The 19238-nt window shown below is 58.1% G+C and carries 14 protein-coding genes; 10 read left to right on the top strand and 4 right to left on the bottom strand.

What is annotated here, in order from left to right; all coding sequences use genetic code 11:
- Positions 1-189: 189 nt before the first annotated feature.
- A complete protein-coding gene (gene rpmH / locus DXB44_RS10170; protein WP_005924258.1) occupies positions 190-324 on the bottom strand; it encodes a 50S ribosomal protein L34 in 135 nt (44 codons plus the stop codon).
- Between the two features lie 375 nt (positions 325-699).
- On the opposite strand from rpmH, the gene dnaA reads away from it, so the two are divergent.
- The 9 genes from dnaA (at position 700) to DXB44_RS10120 (ending at position 12395) form a co-directional block, all read left to right on the top strand.
- The gene (dnaA, locus tag DXB44_RS10165; RefSeq protein ID WP_005924255.1) at positions 700-2022 is read left to right on the top strand and encodes a chromosomal replication initiator protein DnaA; all 1323 of its coding nucleotides are present in this window, start codon (positions 700-702) and stop codon (positions 2020-2022) included.
- A 397-nt stretch (positions 2023-2419) separates the two neighbouring features.
- Complete coding sequence (gene dnaN / locus DXB44_RS10160; protein ID WP_055186810.1) at positions 2420-3526, top strand: DNA polymerase III subunit beta; 1107 nt, start codon at positions 2420-2422, stop codon at positions 3524-3526.
- Between the two features lie 12 nt (positions 3527-3538).
- On the top strand, positions 3539-3754 hold the full coding sequence (locus DXB44_RS10155; RefSeq protein WP_005924246.1) for an RNA-binding S4 domain-containing protein: 216 nt from the start codon (positions 3539-3541) through the stop codon (positions 3752-3754).
- On the top strand, positions 3755-4876 hold the full coding sequence (locus tag DXB44_RS10150) for a DNA replication/repair protein RecF (RefSeq protein WP_118658650.1): 1122 nt from the start codon (positions 3755-3757) through the stop codon (positions 4874-4876).
- Between the two features lie 89 nt (positions 4877-4965).
- Positions 4966-5223: a DUF370 domain-containing protein gene (locus DXB44_RS10145; RefSeq protein ID WP_118658649.1), complete on the top strand. Its 258-nt coding sequence runs from the start codon at positions 4966-4968 to the stop codon at positions 5221-5223.
- Between the two features lie 219 nt (positions 5224-5442).
- Complete coding sequence (gene gyrB / locus DXB44_RS10140) at positions 5443-7437, top strand: DNA topoisomerase (ATP-hydrolyzing) subunit B (RefSeq protein WP_055186813.1); 1995 nt, start codon at positions 5443-5445, stop codon at positions 7435-7437.
- Positions 7438-7452: 15 nt separating this feature from the next.
- Positions 7453-10035: a DNA gyrase subunit A gene (gyrA, locus tag DXB44_RS10135; protein WP_118658648.1), complete on the top strand. Its 2583-nt coding sequence runs from the start codon at positions 7453-7455 to the stop codon at positions 10033-10035.
- 700 nt (positions 10036-10735) lie between these two features.
- On the top strand, positions 10736-11317 hold the full coding sequence (locus DXB44_RS10130) for a manganese efflux pump MntP family protein (protein ID WP_118658647.1): 582 nt from the start codon (positions 10736-10738) through the stop codon (positions 11315-11317).
- A 217-nt stretch (positions 11318-11534) separates the two neighbouring features.
- Positions 11535-12395, top strand: coding sequence for a hypothetical protein (locus DXB44_RS10120; RefSeq protein ID WP_199680597.1), 861 nt, complete (start codon positions 11535-11537; stop codon positions 12393-12395).
- Positions 12396-12489: 94 nt separating this feature from the next.
- On the opposite strand, the gene DXB44_RS10115 is transcribed toward DXB44_RS10120, so the two are convergent.
- From DXB44_RS10115 to DXB44_RS10105, 3 genes are all read right to left on the bottom strand, one after another.
- The gene (locus DXB44_RS10115; RefSeq protein ID WP_118658645.1) at positions 12490-13176 is read right to left on the bottom strand and encodes a GntR family transcriptional regulator; all 687 of its coding nucleotides are present in this window, start codon (positions 13174-13176) and stop codon (positions 12490-12492) included.
- A gap of 299 nt (positions 13177-13475) precedes the next feature.
- Entirely contained in the window at positions 13476-14162 is a 687-nt protein-coding gene (locus DXB44_RS10110; RefSeq protein WP_118658644.1) for an RluA family pseudouridine synthase, read from the bottom strand.
- Positions 14159-14713 (bottom strand): NUDIX hydrolase, encoded by a 555-nt coding sequence (locus tag DXB44_RS10105; RefSeq protein WP_118658643.1) that lies wholly within the window; start codon positions 14711-14713, stop codon positions 14159-14161. The genes DXB44_RS10110 and DXB44_RS10105 overlap by 4 nt, the downstream gene beginning before the upstream one ends.
- 860 nt (positions 14714-15573) lie before the next feature.
- On the opposite strand from DXB44_RS10105, the gene nifJ reads away from it, so the two are divergent.
- Positions 15574-19119, top strand: a complete 3546-nt coding sequence (nifJ, locus tag DXB44_RS10090) for a pyruvate:ferredoxin (flavodoxin) oxidoreductase (protein ID WP_118658641.1) — start codon at positions 15574-15576, stop codon at positions 19117-19119.
- The last annotated feature ends 119 nt before the right edge of the window (positions 19120-19238 follow it).

Raw genomic sequence — 19238 nt, 5'->3', positions numbered from 1 at the left:
CTTTCGTCCGGGTGCACATAGGTGCACTCTTTAGCCAGTATATCAAAAATTTTTGCAGTTTAAAAGCCCATCCGGGCATTTTTACGAAAAAACTTTTGACGGGTAAAAAAATAAGACCGCCAATGGGATATCAGCGGTCTTTTGTGCGCATATTCATTTCTGCGCCGGATCTCACCTGCAAGGCAGAGATCAGACAGTCAGGCTCTTGCGGCCCTTTGCACGGCGAGCATTGATGACCTTACGGCCGTTCTTGGTGCTCATGCGGGTCAGAAAGCCATGAACTTCCTTGCGCTGACGCTTCTTGGGCTGAAAAGTTCTCTTCATGGTTGTATCCTCCGTAAAAACTTATCCCCGGTATGGGGTCTTGATCGGTCCCAGATTGGGGACAGGCTTGCAATTCAACAGTATATCGCATAGTATGACGTTCTGTCAAGCATTTTTTGCAGTTTTCTGCAAACTTTTTTCTGATTTTTCTGTTAAAAGCTTTTCAACTTTTTCACCATTTTGCTGTGGAAAACTTTTTTCTACCAGATATTGTGGTCTTTTTGGCGTGTTTCCACAAGGGCGCTGCGGGGGCTTATCTTATGTATTATAAATTACATTATAGTAATATAGACGCAGGGAGATTTTTGTGGTATACTAACATGGTATCAGCAGCATTGTTGAAAACTTCGACCGATTCAATGGAGTGGATGTTTTATGGATTCTTTCAAGGACGTTTTAGAAGCGGCCCAGATGTACTGCAAGGCGCAGATGGCCGAGCCAACGTACAATCTCTATATCGACGGGTTGGAGCCCATCAGCTTTGAGGACTCCAGCCATATCACCCTGTCGGTGCGCAACGATTTTATCTGCAAGATCGTCACCGACCGGTACCTTGGCCTGCTCAAGGAGGCCTTCAAGTCCGTTTTGGGCTTTGATGTGGACATCACCCTTGTGGTGCCCAGCACCCCGCCCCACGAAGTAGTGCTGGCCCAGCAGTACGAGGCAAACCCCGCCTCCCCGCAGGGCAACTACGAGTTCACCTTTGAAAACTTCATCAAGGGGCCGTCCAACCAGTTTGCGTTTGCTGCTGCGCAGGCTGTGGCGGCAAACCCCTCCGGGGCGTATAACCCCCTGTTCATCTACGGCGGCTCCGGTCTGGGCAAGACCCATCTGCTGACCGCCATTCAGACCGAGATCAAGCGCACCCACCCCGATTTCGTCATCATGTATGTCACCTGCGAGCAGTTCACCAACGAGCTGATCGCCGCCATCCGCGCCGGCAGCACCGAGGACTTCCGCATGAAGTACCGCGTGGCAGACCTTTTGCTGGTGGACGATATCCAGTTCATCGCGGGCAAGGAGTCCACGCAGGAAGAGTTCTTCCACACCTTCAACTCCCTGCATGATGCCCACAAGCAGATCGTCATCGCTTCCGATCGCCCCGCCAAGGAGATCAAGAGCCTGGAAGAGCGTCTGCGCACCCGCTTTGAGTGGGGTCTGACCGCCGATGTGCAGCCGCCGGATTTTGAGACCCGCGTTGCCATCGTGAAGCGCAAGGCAGAGCTGCTGCATCTGGACCTGCCCGAGGACGTGGCAGAGTTCATTGCCAACCACCTGAAAAACAACATCCGCCAGCTGGAGGGCGCGGTGAAAAAGCTGAACGCCTATTATATGCTGGAGGGCATCCAGCCGGTGATCAGCGTGGCGCAGAACGCCATCAAGGATATCCTCAACGAGACCCAGCCGGTGCCGGTGACCATCGAAAAGATCATCGGCGAGGTGTCCCGCACCTTCAACGTGTCCCCTGCCGACATCCGGGGCACCAAGCGCAACGCCAATGTGGCTTCTGCCCGGCGCGTTGCCATCTATATCCTGCGGGAGGTCACCGGCATGAGCATGGAGGAGATCGGGCGGGAATTCTCCGGCCGCGACCACTCTACCATCGTCTACTCCCTCAAGACCATGGAGCGGGACATGAAGAACGACCAGCACCTGCGGGAGACCGTGAGCGATATCATCAAGAACGTGAAGGCCTAAACCGGGGAAAACCGGGCAAAAGTCATACTCATTTCAGGGTGTGACCCCAAAATATGGGGAGAAAACGGAACAAAATGGGGAAAATACGCCTATATCTTGTGGCAAAAAGGCGAAGCTTTCCACACTTTCCACTTAGTTTTCAACATTTAACATCAGTTCTTCACATCGGCTGTGGAAAGAACCACCGTTCCCCACCTTTCAACATTTCCTTCACGAGTCTTCCACAACCCGGTGGAAATCCAAAGCCCCGCTTCCCGGCAAGACATTTCCGGGTTTTCAACATCTTCCCCACCCCCTACTACGGTTACTACAACAAGTTCAATATATTACTGCCTTCCGGCAGCAGCCCAAAGGGCAGGGATCAAGCCGGAAGTGTGAAAAAAGGAGAGATACTGTTTTGAACATCGTCTGCGATAAAACACTGCTCAGTGCAGCCATCGACGGCGTTTCCAAAGCTGTCACCATGCGCTCGTCCATCCCGGTGCTGGAGGGCATTCTGCTGAAGGCCGAAGGTTTTCAGCTCACCCTGACTGGCTACGATCTGGAAATGGGCATCGTGACCACCATCGAAGCCAACATCAAGGAACCCGGCGAGATCGTGCTGAATGCAAAACTGCTCAGCAGCATGATCAGCCGGATGCCGGCAGGTCAGATCAGCATCGTGGCTGCGGATAACGGCAAGACCACCATCCAGAGCGGCGTGGCACAGTTCGAGATCCAGTCCATGCCGGCTACCGATTTCCCGGATCTGCCCAACACCGGCGCGGAGCAGACCCTGATCATCAAGACCGGCGTGCTGCGGGACATGATCGACCGCACCCTGTACGCCGTCAGTCAGGACGAGAAAAAACCCGCCCACACCGGCGAACTGTTCGAGATCGAGCTGGACAAGCTGACCATCGTAGCGCTGGACGGCTACCGCCTTGCCATCGTGGAGCGCCCCATCACTGCCGTGAAGGATATCCGCATCATCGTGCCCAGCAAGACCATGACCGAGGTGTCCCACCTGCTGGCCAACGATGACGAAGAGGATGTGCACATCAGTGCAAACCGCCGCTATGTGGTGTTCACCACCGCCGGTTACACCATCATGAGCCGCCTGATCGAGGGCGAATTCCTGAATTACCGCAACGTCATCCCCGCCGGAAGCCGCACCCGGGTGACCATCGATACCAAGGACTTCATCTCCACCATCGAGCGCGCCTCTCTGATTATTACAGAGCGTTTAAAAAATCCCCTCCGCATCTCCTTTACAGAGGGTAAAGTCGTGGTGCGCTGCCAGACAAACCTCGGCCGCGTGGTGGACGAGTTCAGCGCCGCCTGCGAGGGCGACGAGGTAGAGATCGGCTTCAACAACCGCTATCTGCTGGATGCTTTGCGCAACGCCCGCACCGAGCAGGTGCGCATGGAGATCAGCGGCCCCTTGAGCCCGGTGAAGGTGCTGCCGGTAGAGGGCAACGATTTCTTGTATCTGGTACTGCCGGTACGGTTTAAAAACGACTAAGGAGCGCGTTTTATGCAGAAGATTTTGATTCATACCGAGTTTATCAAGCTGGATGCCCTGCTCAAATTTGCCGGCCTGTGCGAGACCGGCGGCGAAGCCAAGGAGCTGGTGCAGGGCGGTGCTGTGAAGGTGAACGGCGAGGTGTGCACCATGCGGGGCAAAAAGTGCCGCGCCGGGGACGTCATCGAGCTGGACGGGCAGAGCGTAGAGATCGGGCAGGGTCAGTAAATGCGTCTGCTTTCGCTGGAAGTACAGAACTATCGCAATATTTGTGCGGCACGGCTGGAACCCGGCCGGGAGCTTACCGTCATCTGCGGCAACAACGGCCAAGGCAAGACGAACCTTTTAGAGGCCATCTGGCTGCTGACCGGCGGCAAAAGCTTCCGGGGCGGCAAAGACGCCGAGCTTGTGCGCCGGGGAGAAGCATTCGCGGTGCTGGAAGCCGACACCCAGCGGGACCGGCCGGAAGGCTGCGAGCCCGCCGAGCCTGCCCATATCCGCATGACCGTGGGCACCCCGGAAGCCGCAAAGCCCGGCCGCTATGCGGCAGTAAACGGCGCAGCGCCCAAGCGGGCGGCGGCGCTGGCGGGCAGCTTTCCGGCGGTGGTGTTCGACCCCGGGCACCTGAGCCTTGTCAAGGGGGCTCCGGAAGGGCGGCGCAAATTTCTGGACGCTGCGCTGTGCCAGCTGTACCCCGGGTATCTGGCAAGCTACCGCCGCTATGTGCGGGTTTTGCAGCAAAAAAATGCGCTGCTGCGCCACTCTGCAACCGGGCAGGAGCGCCCCTATGCGGAAAAGCGCACCCTGCTGGAGGTGCTCAACACCGAGCTTGCCGCGCAGGGCGAGGCCTTGCAGCAGCGGCGGCGGGAGTATCTGACACTGCTGGCTCCCCGCGCCTGTGCCAACTACGCCGAGCTTTCCCACGGGGCAGAGCGGATGAGCATCCGCTACGCCGCCCAGTTTGCGCCGGGCGGGCTTGCCGACCTGCTGCGTCAGCGGCAGGAGGAGGAGTTGCGCGCCGGGCAGAGCCTGTGCGGCATCCACCGCGAGGACTTGGAGCTGCTGCTGGACGACCAGCCCGCCCGGGTGTATGCCAGTCAGGGACAGCAGCGCAGCGTGGTGCTGAGCCTGAAAATGGCGGAAGCCGCCGCGGCGGCGCAGATCACCGGGGAGCACCCGGTACTGCTGCTGGATGATGTGCTGAGCGAGCTGGACGAAGGGCGCAAGCAGTATCTGCTCACCTGCATGAAGGAAAAGCAGACCTTTGTGACCAGCTGCGATGACACGGATTTTTTAAAGACCGACGGCGAGGTGTACCGCATGGACGGCGGGGTGCTGAACCGGGTTTGACGGCATGGAGAAATGTTGCAAGTGGCGTTGCATAAAAGCTGAATTTTCGTGGGTTTTATGCAAACAAAAGACACGGGAGAAAATACAATATGTATATTCATCTGGGGCGGGACTATGTCCTGAACGACCGTGATATCATCGGCATCTTTGATCTGGAGACCACCACCACCTCCCCCCGGGGGCGGGAGTTTTTGAACTACGCCCAGAAGAACGGGGCGGTGGTCAGCCTTTCGGACGAGCTGCCCCAGTGCTATGTGCTGGCAGACGGAGGGCTGGTGGATACGGTGTATCTTTCGGAGCTGTCCAGCGCCGCCATGCGCCGCAGAGCGCAAAAGATGGTGGAGTGAAATTTGCGGAAAACGGGCGGAAGATCCACAGAAAAAAGAGGGATGGAAAAGCCCCGGAACTGCCCGGAAAGCCGCACCGTGCCAGCCGGAACGCCCGCTGCGGGCAGCGCGTAAAAACACAACAAAACGGCGAGAAAAAAGTACACCATGGTGTACCGGTTCCCGCTTTGCTATAATTTGAAAAAACAAACGCAAAAATGAACAAAAGGGAGAAAGGATATGGCAGAAGAAATCATTACCAGTACAAATGCCGATACCGCGACCGACCACGAGTATAACGCCAGCGAGATCCAGGTGTTGAAAGGTCTGGAAGCGGTGCGCAAGCGCCCGGGTATGTATATCGGCTCCACCGGTGAGCGCGGTCTGCATCATCTGGTGTACGAGATCGTGGACAACGCCATTGACGAGGCGCTGGCCGGTTACTGCAACCACATCGAGGTCAAGATCCTGAAGGACAATATCATTCAGGTCACCGATAACGGCCGCGGCATCCCCGTGGACATTCAGGCCGATACCGGTCTGCCCGCCGTCACCGTGGTGTACACCATCCTGCACGCCGGCGGCAAGTTCGGCGGCGAGAACTCCGGCTACAAGGTGGCCGGCGGTCTGCACGGCGTGGGCGCTTCGGTGGTCAACGCCTGCTCCGAGTGGCTCACCGTCAATGTGCGCCGCGACGGCAAGGAGTACGAGCAGACCTTCCGGCGGGGCGACCCGGACGGCGCACTGAAGTGCATCGGCACGGTAGCCGAGGGCGTCACCGGCACCCGGGTCACCTTTAAACCCGACCCGGAGATGTTCAAGGACACCACCGTCTACGACTTCGACACGCTGGAAAAGCGCCTGCGGGAGGAAAGCTTCCTGAACGCCGGTGTCAAGATCACCCTGACCGATGAGCGCCAGCTGTACACCCCCGTGCTGGAGGATGGGCAGGAGGGCGAGCCCTGCTACCGCTCCGAGGTCATGTGCTACGAGGGCGGCATCAAGAGCTTTGTCACCTATCTGGGCGAAAAGCGCAAGCTGGAAGTGCTGCACCCCAACGTCATCTACCTCAAGGGACAGACCGACCGCGGCGTGGCAGAGATCGCTTTGCAGTACAATTCCAGCTACAACGAGCTGCTTCTGAGCTTTGCCAACAACGTCAACACCCCGGACGGCGGCACCCATGAAGAGGGCTTTAAAGCCAGCCTGACCCGCGTGTTCAACGACTACGGCCGCAGCCACGGCCTGCTGAAGGACAAGGACGAGAACCTGTCCGGCGCAGACGTGCGCGAGGGTCTGATCTGCGTCATCTCGGTCAAGCTGCAGGAGGCCGAATTTGAAGGCCAGACCAAGGCAAAGCTGGGCAATACCGAGATCCGCACCCTCGTTTCCAATATGGTATACTCCAAGCTGATGGAGTTCTTTGAGGAGAACCCCGGCGTGGCAAAGGCCATTTTTGAAAAAGCCACACAGGCCGCCCGCGCCCGCGCCGCCGCCAAAAAGGCCCGCGAACTGGTGCGCCGCAAGAGCGCGCTGGAGACCAGCCGGATGCCCGGCAAGCTGGCAGACTGCCGCGAAAAAGACCCCAGCCGCACCGAAATCTTCATCGTCGAGGGCGACTCTGCAGGCGGCTCTGCCAAGATGGGACGCGACTCTGCCATTCAGGCCATTCTGCCGCTGTGGGGCAAGATGCTGAACGTGGAAAAGGCCCGCGCCGATAAAATTTACGGCAACGACAAGCTGATGCCGGTGGTGCTGGCTTTGGGCTGCGGCATCGGTGACGAGTTCGATATCTCCAAGCTGCGGTACGACAAGGTGTTCATCATGGCCGATGCGGATGTGGACGGCTCCCACATCTGCACCCTGATGCTGACCTTCTTCTTCCGCTATATGCGCCCGCTGATCGAGCAGGGGCATGTGTATGTGGCACAGCCGCCCCTGTTCAAGGTGCAGAAGGGCAACACCATCAAGTACGCCTACAACGACGCGGAAATGGCCATCCTTTCGCAGGAGATGCCCGGCGCAAAGGTGAACCGCTATAAGGGCCTTGGTGAGATGAACCCCGAGCAGCTGTGGGAGACCACCATGAACCCGGACAACCGGGTCATCGTGCAGATCACCATCGAGGATGCCGAAAAGGCCGACGAAGCTTTTACCATCCTGATGGGCGATCAGGTGGAGCCCCGCCGCCGCTTTATCGAGACCAACGCCCAGTACGCAAAGCTGGACGTGTAAGACACGGAGGAACAAATGGAAGAAGATTATGTGATGATACCGGGCAGCGGAACCAAAAAGATCATCCGCGACGTCAAAAAGGAGATCGAAACGGCCTTCCTGGATTATTCCATGTCGGTCATCGTGTCCCGTGCCCTGCCCGATGTGCGGGACGGCTTGAAGCCCGTCCACCGCCGCATTCTGTACACCATGCACGAGCGCGGCAACGACCCCAGCCATGCATACCGCAAGTCTGCCGATACCGTTGGTGCAGTGCTGGGCTCTTACCACCCCCACGGCGACGCATCGGTCTACGACGCCATGGTACGTCTGGCACAGGACTTCTCGCTGCGCTATCCGCTGGTGGATGGTCAGGGTAACTTTGGTTCTGTGGACGGCGACCCCCCGGCTGCTTACCGTTACACCGAGGCCCGCATGAGCCGCATGGCGGTGGAGATGCTGACCGATATCGAGAAGGACACCATCGACTGGGACCCCAACTTTGACGAGACCAAAAAGGAGCCCAGCGTGCTGCCCTGCCGCTTCCCGAACCTGCTGGTCAACGGCAGTCAGGGCATTGCGGTCGGTATGGCCACCAACATCCCGCCCCACAACCTGAGCGAGGTCATTGACGGCTGCATTGCCTATATCGACGACCCGGACATCGACCTGCCCGGCCTGATGGAGCACATCAAGGGCCCGGACTTCCCCACCGCCGGCATCATCATGGGACGCAGCGGCATCCGCGCCGCCTACGCTACCGGACGCGGCAAGATCACCCTGCGCGGCCGCGCCACCATTGAGGAGACCAAGAACGGCCGCACCCAGATCGTCATTACGGAAATTCCCTATATGGTCAACAAGGCGCGCCTCATCGAGCACATGGCAGACCTTGTCAAGGAAAAGCGCATCGAGGGCATCACCGGCCTGAATGATGAGACCAACCGCAAGGGTATGCGCATCGTGGTGGATATCCGCAAGGACGCCAACGCACAGGTCATCCTGAACCAGCTGTACCAGTACACTCAGCTGCAGGATACCGTGGGCGTCATTATGCTGGCCATCGACCATAAGGTGCCCAAGGTGCTCACCCTGAAGCAGATGCTGCAGAAGTATGTGGAGTTTCAGGACGAGGTGGTGCGCCGCCGCACCCAGTACGACCTGAAAAAGGCCAAGGAGCGCGCCCACATTCTGGAAGGTCTGAAGAAGGCCACCGACATCGTGGACGAGCTGATCGCCACCATCCGCGCCTGCAAGGGCGGCATGGCAGAAGCCAAAGCTGCCATCATGGAGCAGTTCGGCTTTGACGACCCGCAGGCAGACGCCATCGTCAAGCTGCAGCTGGGTCGTCTGGCTGGTCTGGAAATTTTGAAGATCGAGGAAGAGCTGGCCAGCCTGCAGGCCAAGATCGAGGACTGGGAAGCCATTCTGGCCGATGACGCCCGGGTGCTTGCCATCGTCAAGGACGAGCTGCTGGACATGAAGAAGCGCTTCGGCGACGAGCGCCGCACCGAGATCCAGTCCGTGACCGGTGAGGTGGATATCGAGGATCTGATCGCCGAGGAGCAGTGTGTCTACACCCTGACCGAGGCCGGTTATATCAAGCGTCAGCTCAAGGCCACTTATCAGGCACAGCGCCGCGGCGGACGCGGCATCTCCGGCATGACCCGCAAGGAAGAGGATATCGTGCAGGAGATGTTCGTAGGCTCCACCCACGACTATGTGCTCTTTGTCACCGACCGGGGCCGTCTGTTCCGCATCAAGGGCTACACCATCGCCGAGGGCAGCCGCACCAGCAAGGGCATGAACATCGTCAACCTGCTGCAGCTGGCGGAGGGCGAAAAGGTCACCAACATGATCTGCCAGAGCAAGGATGCTGAGCAGTCGGGCGGCTATGTGACCATGGTCACCAAGCAGGGTCTGATCAAGCGCACCCCGCTGGAACAGTACGCCAACATCCGCAAGAGCGGCCTGATCGGCATTGCCCTGAACGAGGGCGACGCGCTGGCATGGACCCGCCTGACCTCCGGCCACGATATGCTCATCGTTGCTACCCGCAACGGTCAGGCCATCCGCTTCAACGAGGAAAACGCCCGCCCGATGGGTCGTAACGGCCACGGCGTGCGCGCCATCCGTCTGGCAGAGGGCGATGAAGTTGTCGGCGTGTGCATCTGCCGCGAGGGCGGCACGGTGCTGACCGTGACCGAGAACGGCAAGGGACGCCGCTCGGATATCGACACCTACCGCATCACCGCCCGCGGCGGCAAGGGCATCCGCAACTACGATGTGAGCCGCGACAAGGTTGCCGCCGTGAAAATCGTGGACGATGTGGATGACGTGCTGCTGAGCAGTCAGGAGGGCATCATCATTCGCCTGCACGCCAACGAGATCCCGCTGCAGAGCCGCTACGGCTCCGGCGTGCGGGTGATGCGTCTGGGCGAAAACGACAAGGTGATGGTGCTGGCACGCACCGACCACGACGACGAAGCACAGACCGAGAAGATCGACGCTTCTGAGGCCGAGGCCGAGCCCACCGCCGAGCAGCTGGCCGAGATGGAAGCCGCCGATGCTGCCGCCGCCACCGAAGCCCCGGAGGCAGACCCCGAGGAGAAGGAATAAGGCGCTGAGGGAAAACCCCTTCAGTCTTTGCTACGCAAAGCTAGCTCCCCCAAGGGGGCGCAAACCCTCTCAGGCGCTCCCGCGCCAGCTCTCCCGAAGGGAGAGCCAAGCCGTAAAGTTCATCGCTAAAGGATTAGGTGTAATGAGAAAGTTTCTGGCAGTGCTCTTGGCTCTCCCTTTGGGAGAGCTGGCAAAACCGTTAGGTTTTGACTGAGAGGGCGCAGACCAGCAGCACTTTCCCGCAGCGCCGCGCTTTCGTAGAAAGCGGCGCTGCAAATGCCGCTTGCCGTTACGACCCCTTCGGTGAAAATGCGTTTGGAGCGCTCCGCAGAGCGCGACAAACGTGAAATTATAAATAATTCTTCCGCTATTGATGTGCAGAGCGCAGCGGAGCACATTAAAAATCGTTTCACCGTCAGGTTTGTCTGGACTTCCCCTTGAATCTGTGCTAGAATAAACGAAATCACAATACCCGTGGGGGAGTAGCAGGCGCTTTGCAGAGCGCAGCAAGTCAACATAATGACCGCTTTCCGGTCTGGCTTGCTTTCATTTGCGAGACTCATGTGTTTTGGTGCGTGTTTGCCGCGCCCGTGCACATGGAGTGGATCTCAAAAAATCACCCGGTTCCGGACGTACAATGCGCCCGGGGCCGGGTTTTGTTTTGGTTTGGATTACGGTCAACAAACAGGAGGCAGACAGAATGGAATGGAGTTTTGTGTTTTTTCTCAACAGCGTTTTGCTGGGCGTGGGGCTGGCGATGGATGCGTTTTCGGTGTCCATGGCAAACGGTCTGCACGACCCGAAGATGACGAAAAGCGTCATGGTGAAGATCGCGGGCACCTTCGGCATTTTTCAGGCGACAATGCCCATGATCGGCTGGGTGTGCGTGCATACCATCGTGGAGCTGTTTGCGTCCTTTGAGCGTTTTATCCCGTGGATCGCGCTGGCACTGCTGGGCTACATCGGCGGCAAGATGCTGCTGGACGGCATCCGCGGCGAGGAAGCCGAAGAAGCGGCGCAGCTCAGCGCCGGGGCACTGTTCATGCAGGGCGTGGCTACCAGCATCGACGCCCTCTCGGTGGGCTTCACCATCTCGGAATACGGCTGGTTGATGGCGCTTACCGCCGCTATCATCATTGCGGTGGTCACCTTCTTCATCTGCATGGCGGGTCTGTGCATCGGCAAAAAGTTCGGCACACAGCTTTCCGGCAAGGCCAATATTCTGGGCGGTGTCATCCTCATTGGCATCGGGCTGGAGATCTTCATCACCGGGGTGTTCTGAAAAACAACGAATTTGCATAGAATTACTTTTCCTGCAAGCAAAGCAAAATACAGGATCAGAATGCTGAAATTTCAAGCTGATTTTTAAACAAAATTACAAAAAATAGAAAGGTGCTTGACAAGTCCGTTTGCGGGAACTAAGCTAGGGGCACAAATAGAAACATTCAGGGGTTCGTTTCTGCTTGGATCTTCAAACCAAAAACAGGAGGAACATCAAGATGAGATTGTCCAAGAAAATTGCGGCTGTCGCATTGGCAGCAGTCATGGCTGTTTCCATGCTGACGGCCTGCGGCAGCACCGATGCACCCAGTTCCAGCAATCCTGGCAGCAGCTCCAGCTCCAGTTCCAGCAGCAACTCCAGCTCCAGCAGTTCCAGCTCCAGCAGCTCCAGCTCCAGCAGCTCCGGAACTGGCAGCGAAGACAAAAATGAGACCATTGCCTATGAAAAGAGCCGGACGGCAAAATTCTACCAGAAGCTTGGAACCGGCAACTATACGATGAACGAAACACTGAAGTTCGAGCAAGTCAGCGAGAGTATGACTGGCGATATGCTGGTCTCGACCGATGGAAGCCGCGTTTATGTAGATCTCACGGTGCGGGCGCAGGGCACGAAAGCGAGCCAGATCGTTTTGCTCGATCTGAAAACGCAGAAGGGATGGTATATTACTCCGTATAAAAAGCCGAGCGCAGATGGTAAGCTTGGTGAATATACGGTTAGGAGCATAAAGGGCAAGCTACAGGATCAAATCAGCCCGGTCAATCCGATTGTGGGACTGGCGTTCAAACAGGAAACGAAGGGCGATTCTTATATTGAGACCCAGACCACAGAGATGGAGGCCATCTCCTTTGTCTACAAAGGCAACAGCAGTGTGCCGGAGTATGCAGAAATCAAACAGTATAATGAGGACGGCGTGGAAACAGCAACGGTGCGCGTAGAGTACAGCAACTTTAAATCTCAGGTAGATGCAAAGTATCTGGACTTTGAGACGATCCTGAAGCTGTATATCGATGTCACTGATAAGAAGCCGAGCACGGTTCAGGCTCAGGAGCCCAGCATTGCAAGCCTGATCATCGGCTAAAGCGCGTTTTTCTGAACAAAATACAACAATAACGAGAGCCTCCCGGCGCGCCGGGAGGCTCTCGTTTCTTTGTTCCCCGTGGAACAATTTTGCATTATTTCACGGTCTCCGGCTCAAAAAAGTCGGCGTATTCCTCGGTCAGCTTGCTGCCAAGGCGGCGGATGCCGCCGTACAGATGCCGCTCCACCAGCGGCTCAAAGGCGGCAAGGTCGCATCGCTCAATGGCGTTCAGCAGGTTGCGGTGGTCGGCGATCACCTCGTCCAGCCCGCCGGTGGTCATGGTGTCCAGCATACGGAACCGGCTGTAATCGGCGTGGGCGTTCTGTAAGGTGCTCCACAGGTACATCTTGTCCATGGCGGCAAACCATGTTTCGTGCAGGCGGCAGTCCATCTCGTACAGCTTGTTGAAGTCCGGGTTCTCGGCGCGCGCCAGCGCTTCGTAGGCGTCCACCCGTGCGCGGATCTGCGCACGCTGCGCCGGGGTGGCGATGGGGGCAAAGTCCCGCAGAATGCGCCCCTCCACGGCGGTGCGCTCGTAAATCAGCTCGTCCACGATGCGCCGGTTCAGCCGGGTGACGGTGGTGCCCTTGTAGGGCACGATGCGCACCAGCCCGTTTTCCTGCAATTTTTGCAGCACCACCCGGATCAGGGAGCGCGGCGCACCGAACCGGGCGCACAGCGGGTTCTCGCTCAGCGAAGAGCCGGGACGGATGGTCAGGTCGATGATCTCCCGCTCCAGCACGGCGTAAATTTCGGCATCAGTCTTGTATTGCTGTTCCATATCACTCACCTAATTGAAATGATGATTCCTTTAGCGGGCTCGCCCTCTCCACCTGTTACCGGCTCCGTTGCAATCATGGAAAGGCTTCTCGTTACACTTGACGCTTTGATGCAAAGGTCAACGGCGTGCGCCCTCTCAGTCATCGCTGCGCGATGCCAGCTCCCCCAAAGGGGGAGCCAAGAGCACTGCCGGAAACTTTCTCTTTACACCTGATACTTTAGCAACGAACTTTAGACCTTGGCTCTCCCCTTGGGAGAGCTGGCGCGGGAGCGCCTGAGAGGGCGAAATGAGCAACAGCCTTATTCCAAAAACTCCTTCCACGGTGCGGCGGCGGGCAGGGGCAGAGAAAAGGCCATGGGCTTGCCGGTGTCCGGGTGCACAAAGCGCAGCCCGCAGCTTTGCAGGGCAATGCTGCCCTTTTGGCGGCTGCCGTATTTGCCGTCGCCGTACAGCGGGTGCTTGCGGCTGGCAAACTGCACCCGGATCTGATGGGTGCGCCCGGTGTGCAGGGTGATCTCGGCAAGGCTGTTCTCCCCTGCCGTGGCAAGGATGCGGTATTCCAGCACAGCTTCCCGCACCCCCTTGCGGGGACGGCTGACCGGGAACACCCTGCCCTTGCGGCTGTCCTTGAACAGGTAGTCCCGCAGCACCCCGGCGGCGGGCAGCTGCGCGTCCGGCACACCGGCGAGAACTGCGCGGTACTGCTTGACAAACTGCGGCGCGGCGGCTTTGCCCTCGGCGCGGCCATCCTGCACGGCGTAGGCGTCCTGACTTTGGGTCACCTGACGGCTCAGGGCGGCGGCAGCTGCCGGGGTGCGGGCATAGACCATCAACCCGGACACACCGGTGTCCAACCGGTGCACCACCCCCACAAAGGCGTCGGGCGCGTTCCAGTGTGCCCGCAGCGCAGCGGGCACGCCCTCCTCGCTGGAAAGCCCGGCGGGCTTGTCCAGCACCACAAGGGCGGCGTCCTCGTATAAGATCACAGCTTGCCCTCGTCCAGCAGAGCCTTCAGCTTCAGGATGCCCGCAATGGTCTTACCGTCTTTGATTTCGCCGCTCATGACCATCTGATAGGCCTTTTCCAGTGGCACACGGTCGGGGGTCAGGAACTCGTCTGCATCAAGGTGCATCTTGGTCTCGTGCAGACCGGTGGCTACCCAAGTATAGATGACCTCGGTATCGTAGCCCACAGTGGGGTAGAATTCGCCCAGCGAGATGTAGTTGTCGGCGGTCAGGCCGCACTCCTCTTCCAGCTCCCGCTTGGCAGCTTCAAAGGGGTCCTCGCCCTTTTCCAGCTTACCGGCGGGCAGCTCCCACAGCTGCTGCTGCATGGCATAGCGGAACTGCCGCACCATGCAGATGGTGCCGTCTGCAAAATAAGGCAGGATGCAGGCACCGCCGTGGTGATGCACCACCTCGCGGGTAGCGGTCTTGCCGTTTTCCAGCAGCGCGGTGTCCTTGGTTAGGGTGATGACCCGCCCCTCGAACAGGGTCTCGCTGGAGAGAGTTTTTTCAAAGTGTACGGTATCGTTCATTTGTTTTACGCCCCTTTTCCGGCGCAGTGCCGGTTTTATGCTCTCAGTTTACGGCAAAGTACGGTTTGTTGTCAATAAAGATATGATAAATACAAGAGGGGGGACGATTTGGAATGGCCTCCGCTTGCGCTCTGGCCATGTTCAGCGGAAAGAATATTTATAATTTCGCAATTCTGGAAAATCTGCGGATTTTCCAGAATTGCCTTTTCACGGGAGGGGTCGTGGAGGAAAACGGCATTTGCAGCGCCGCTTTCTGCGAAAGCGCGGCGCTGCGGGTTAGCGTCCTCGCCCTCTCAGTCAAACCCTAACGGTTTTGCCAGCTCTCCCAAAGGGAGAGCCAAGAGCACGCCCGGAAACTTTGCGCTTGAACCGGAAACTGTATCGCTACCGCTGAAGCCTTCACCCACCGGGGGAAGGTGGCGCGTAGCGCCGGATGAGGGGCAGGGCGCAGTTGAAGGAAAATTACCCCTCATCCGTCACCTGCGGTGACACCTTCCCCCCAAGGGGTGAAGGCTTATGCACTGCCGGAAGCTTCCTCGTTGTACCTAATACTTTAGTATCGAGGCTAACGGCTTGGCTCCCCCTTCGGGGGAGCTGGCGCGGGAGCGCCTGAGAGGGCTTACCCACCCCAAAATCAAAAATCTGCATCACTGCTTGCTTTAGCGCACTAAAGAAAGTACAAAACCGCTAAAAAATTTCTTAATTTTTGGTGCGTTTGTCGGGCGGTTTGCGTTTACTTTATTGCCGGAATCTGCTATTATAGTATACAAGCAATAGTGCCTTTTATGGGGTTCTCCGGTCCCAGCGGGCATATTGCCCCGCGCAAAAGGTACCAAATTCTGAATAATGGAGGAAGAAAAATGCCTAGAGCAAAGCAAACTATGGATGGCAATACCGCTGCCGCCCATGTAGCGTATGCCTACACGGACGTGGCTGCCATCTACCCCATTACCCCGTCTTCTCCGATGGCTGACTCTGTGGACCAGTGGTCTGCAGCCGGCCAGAAGAACATCTTCGGCAATCAGGTCAAGGTCGTTGAGATGGAGTCCGAGGCCGGCGCCGCTGGTGCTGTCCACGGCTCTCTGGGTGCAGGTGCTGTTACCACCACCTTCACCGCTTCTCAGGGCCTGCTGCTGATGATCCCCAACATGTACAAGATCGCTGCTGAGCAGCTGCCCTGCGTGTTCGATGTTTCTGCACGTACCGTTGCTACCCAGTCCCTGAACATCTTTGGTGATCACAGCGACGTTATGGCTTGCCGCCAGACCGGCTTTGCAATGCTGGTCGAGAGCAGCGTGCAGGAAGTTATGGATCTGTCCCCTGTCGCACATCTGTGCGCCATCGAGGGCAAGGTTCCCTTCCTGAACTTCTTCGATGGCTTCCGTACCTCTCACGAGTACCAGAAGATCGAGAAGTGGGACTACGCTGATCTGAAGGAAATGTGCAACATGGAGGCTGTTGAGGAGTTCCGCAAGAAGGCTCTGAACCCCGAAAGCCCCAAGATGCGCGGTTCCCACGAGAACGGCGACGTGTTCTTCCAGCACCGCGAGGCCTGCAACAGCGTTTACAACGCTCTGCCGGCTGTTGTTGAGAAGTACATGGCTAAGATCAACGCAAAGCTGGGCACCAACTACGATCTGTTCAACTACTACGGCGCAGCCGATGCTGACCGCGTGATCGTTGCTATGGGTTCCATCTGCGACGTTGCTGACGAGGTCATCGACTACCTGAACGCCAAGGGCGAGAAGGTCGGTATCATCAAGGTTCGCCTGTACCGTCCCTGGGTGTCCTCCGCTCTGCTGAAGGTCCTGCCCAAGACCGCCAAGAAGGTGGCTGTGCTGGACCGCACCAAGGAGCCCGGCTCTCTGGGCGAGCCCCTGTATCTGGATGTTGCCGCTACCCTGCGTGAGGCTGGCCTGAACGATGTCGTTCTGACCGGCGGCCGCTACGGTCTGGGCAGCAAGGACACTCCCCCGTCCTCCATCTTCGCTCTGTACAAGGAGCTGGAGAAGGATCAGCCGAAGGAGCGTTTCACTCTGGGTATCACCGATGACGTCACCTTCCTGTCCCTGCCCGAGGTCAAGCCCGCTCCCATCACCGCAGCTGCTGGCACCAAGGAGTGCAAGTTCTGGGGTCTGGGCGGCGACGGCACCGTCGGCGCAAACAAGAACTCCGTCAAGATCATTGGCGACCATACCGACAAGTATGTTCAGGCATACTTCCAGTATGACTCCAAGAAGACCGGCGGCGTGACCATCAGCCACCTGCGTTTTGGCGACAAGCCCATCCGCAGCCCCTACTACATCAACCAGGCTGACTTCGTGGCCTGCCACAACCCCGCTTACATCCACATGGGCATGAAGATGGTTCAGGATGTCAAGCCCGGCGGCGTGTTCATGATCAACTGCCAGTGGTCCGATGAGGAGCTGGGCCAGCACCTGAACGCCGAGGCAAAGAAGTATATCGCTGACAACAACATCCAGCTGTATACCATCAATGCTATCGATAAGGCTATCGAGATCGGCATGGGCAAGCGCACCAACACCATCCTGCAGGCTGCATTCTTCAAGCTGGCTGACGTCATGCCTATCGATGACGCCGTCAACTTCATGAAGCAGGCCGCTCAGAAGAGCTACGGCAAGAAGGGCCAGGACGTCGTTGAGATGAACTGGAAGGCCATTGACGCAGGCGTTGACGCTATCCACAAGGTAGACGTGCCCGCATCCTGGTCCAACCCCGAGGCTGATCCCGCACCCAAGGCTCTGGCTGGCCGTCCGGAACTGGTCAAGCAGATCCGCGACGTCATGGAGCCCATTGCCCGTATGGACGGCGACAGCCTGCCTGTCTCCTCCTTCGTGGCAAATGCAAACGGCGAGTGGGAGCAGGGCGCTTCTGCATACGAGAAGCGCGGCACCGCTGTCAACGTCCCCGAGTGGGATGCTGCAAAGTGCGTTGGCTGCAACCAGTGCGCATTCGTGTGCTCTCATGCAACCATCCGTCCCTTCCTGCTGACCGCTGACGAGCTGGCAGCTGCTCCTGCCCAGACCAAGAGCCGCGATAACAAGCTGACCCCCGAGTACAAGTTTGTTATGGCTGTTTCTCCGCTGGACTGCATGGGCTGCGGCGAGTGCGTCACCGTCTGCCCCACCAAGGCTATCACCATGGTTCCTCAGGACAGCCAGGCCGATCAGCAGGCAGTCTTTGACTACTGCGTGGCCAACATCTCCAAGAAGGCTACCAAGATGGCTGATGACACCGTCATGGGCTCTCAGTTCAACCAGCCCCTGCTGGAGTTCTCTGGCTCCTGCGCAGGCTGTGCCGAGACCTCTTACGCTCGCCTGATCACTCAGCTGTTCGGCGAGAAGATGTACATCTCCAACGCTACCGGCTGCTCCTCCATCTGGGGCGGCACCGCTTCCATCTCTCCGTACACCGTCAACAAGGACAGCGGCCATGGTCCTGCATGGTGCAACTCCCTGTTCGAGGATAACGCAGAGCATGGTCTGGGCCTGTACATCGGCCAGAAGACCATCCGCGAGAACCTGATCAAGGAGATCGCAGAGGTTGCTGGTTCCGACAAGGCTTCTGCTGAGCTGAAGGCTGCTTACGAGAAGTTCATCGCAACCAAGAACAACACCAAGGCCAACGACGAGCCCGCAAAGGCCCTGATCGCTGAGCTGGAGAAGGCTGCTGCTGCCGGCTGCGAGAAGTCTGCAGAGATCCTGAAGAGCAAGCAGTACATCGCCAAGAAGTCCGTCTGGATCTTCGGCGGCGACGGCTGGGCATACGACATCGGCTTCGGCGGTCTGGATCATGTTCTGGCTTCCGGCGAGGACGTCAACGTGATGGTCTTCGATACTGAGATGTACTCCAACACCGGTGGACAGGCTTCCAAGGCCTCCAACATCGGCGAGGTCTGCCAGTTCGCTGCTGCAGGTAAGGAGATCAGCAAGAAGAGCCTGTCCGAGATCGCAATGACCTACGGTTACATCTATGTTGCTCAGATCGCTCTGGGCGCTAACATGAACCAGGCTGTCAAGGCTATTGCCGAGGCTGAGGCTTACCCCGGCCCCTCTCTGATCATCGGCTACGCTCCCTGCGAGCTGCACGGTGTCAAGGGCGGCATGACCAACTGCCAGAACGAGATGAAGAAGGCAGTCGAGGCTGGCTACTGGAACCTGTTCACCTTCAACCCCGCCAACAAGGCACAGGGCAAGAACCCCTTCACCCTGACCTCCAAGGCTGTGGACAACGAGAAGTATCAGGCTCTGCTGGCAAACGAGACCCGTTACAGCCGTCTGACTCGTGCCTTCCCCGAGCGTGCTAAGGAGCTGTTCGCTCGCAACCAGGAGGTTGCAAACGACCGCTACGAGCACCTGACCCGTCTGGTCGAGCTGTACAAGTAAGCTGTTTTTAAGCAGCGGCACAGACATCAAATGAACCAGCGGCCCCTGCTCTTTCCCGTGTGAAGAGTGGCAGCCCCGCATCGGCGGTTACTGCGCAATGCAGCGGTGCGGAACTGTGG

This window comes from Faecalibacterium sp. OM04-11BH (assembly GCF_003482185.1).
Classification (GTDB): domain Bacteria; phylum Bacillota; class Clostridia; order Oscillospirales; family Ruminococcaceae; genus Faecalibacterium; species Faecalibacterium tardum.
Note: the sequence above shows the minus strand (reverse complement) of the source record. Positions and strands in the feature narration are given on the sequence as shown.

Coding starts and splice junctions, on each gene's coding strand:
- rpmH (WP_005924258.1), bottom strand. CDS start 324: ATGAAGAGAACTTTTCAGCCCAAGAAGCGTCAGCGCAAGGAAGTTCAT.
- dnaA (WP_005924255.1), top strand. CDS start 700: ATGGATTCTTTCAAGGACGTTTTAGAAGCGGCCCAGATGTACTGCAAG.
- DXB44_RS10155 (WP_005924246.1), top strand. CDS start 3,539: ATGCAGAAGATTTTGATTCATACCGAGTTTATCAAGCTGGATGCCCTG.
- DXB44_RS10150 (WP_118658650.1), top strand. CDS start 3,755: ATGCGTCTGCTTTCGCTGGAAGTACAGAACTATCGCAATATTTGTGCG.
- DXB44_RS10145 (WP_118658649.1), top strand. CDS start 4,966: ATGTATATTCATCTGGGGCGGGACTATGTCCTGAACGACCGTGATATC.
- gyrB (WP_055186813.1), top strand. CDS start 5,443: ATGGCAGAAGAAATCATTACCAGTACAAATGCCGATACCGCGACCGAC.
- gyrA (WP_118658648.1), top strand. CDS start 7,453: ATGGAAGAAGATTATGTGATGATACCGGGCAGCGGAACCAAAAAGATC.
- DXB44_RS10130 (WP_118658647.1), top strand. CDS start 10,736: ATGGAATGGAGTTTTGTGTTTTTTCTCAACAGCGTTTTGCTGGGCGTG.
- DXB44_RS10120 (WP_199680597.1), top strand. CDS start 11,535: ATGAGATTGTCCAAGAAAATTGCGGCTGTCGCATTGGCAGCAGTCATG.
- DXB44_RS10115 (WP_118658645.1), bottom strand. CDS start 13,176: ATGGAACAGCAATACAAGACTGATGCCGAAATTTACGCCGTGCTGGAG.
- DXB44_RS10105 (WP_118658643.1), bottom strand. CDS start 14,713: ATGAACGATACCGTACACTTTGAAAAAACTCTCTCCAGCGAGACCCTG.
- nifJ (WP_118658641.1), top strand. CDS start 15,574: ATGCCTAGAGCAAAGCAAACTATGGATGGCAATACCGCTGCCGCCCAT.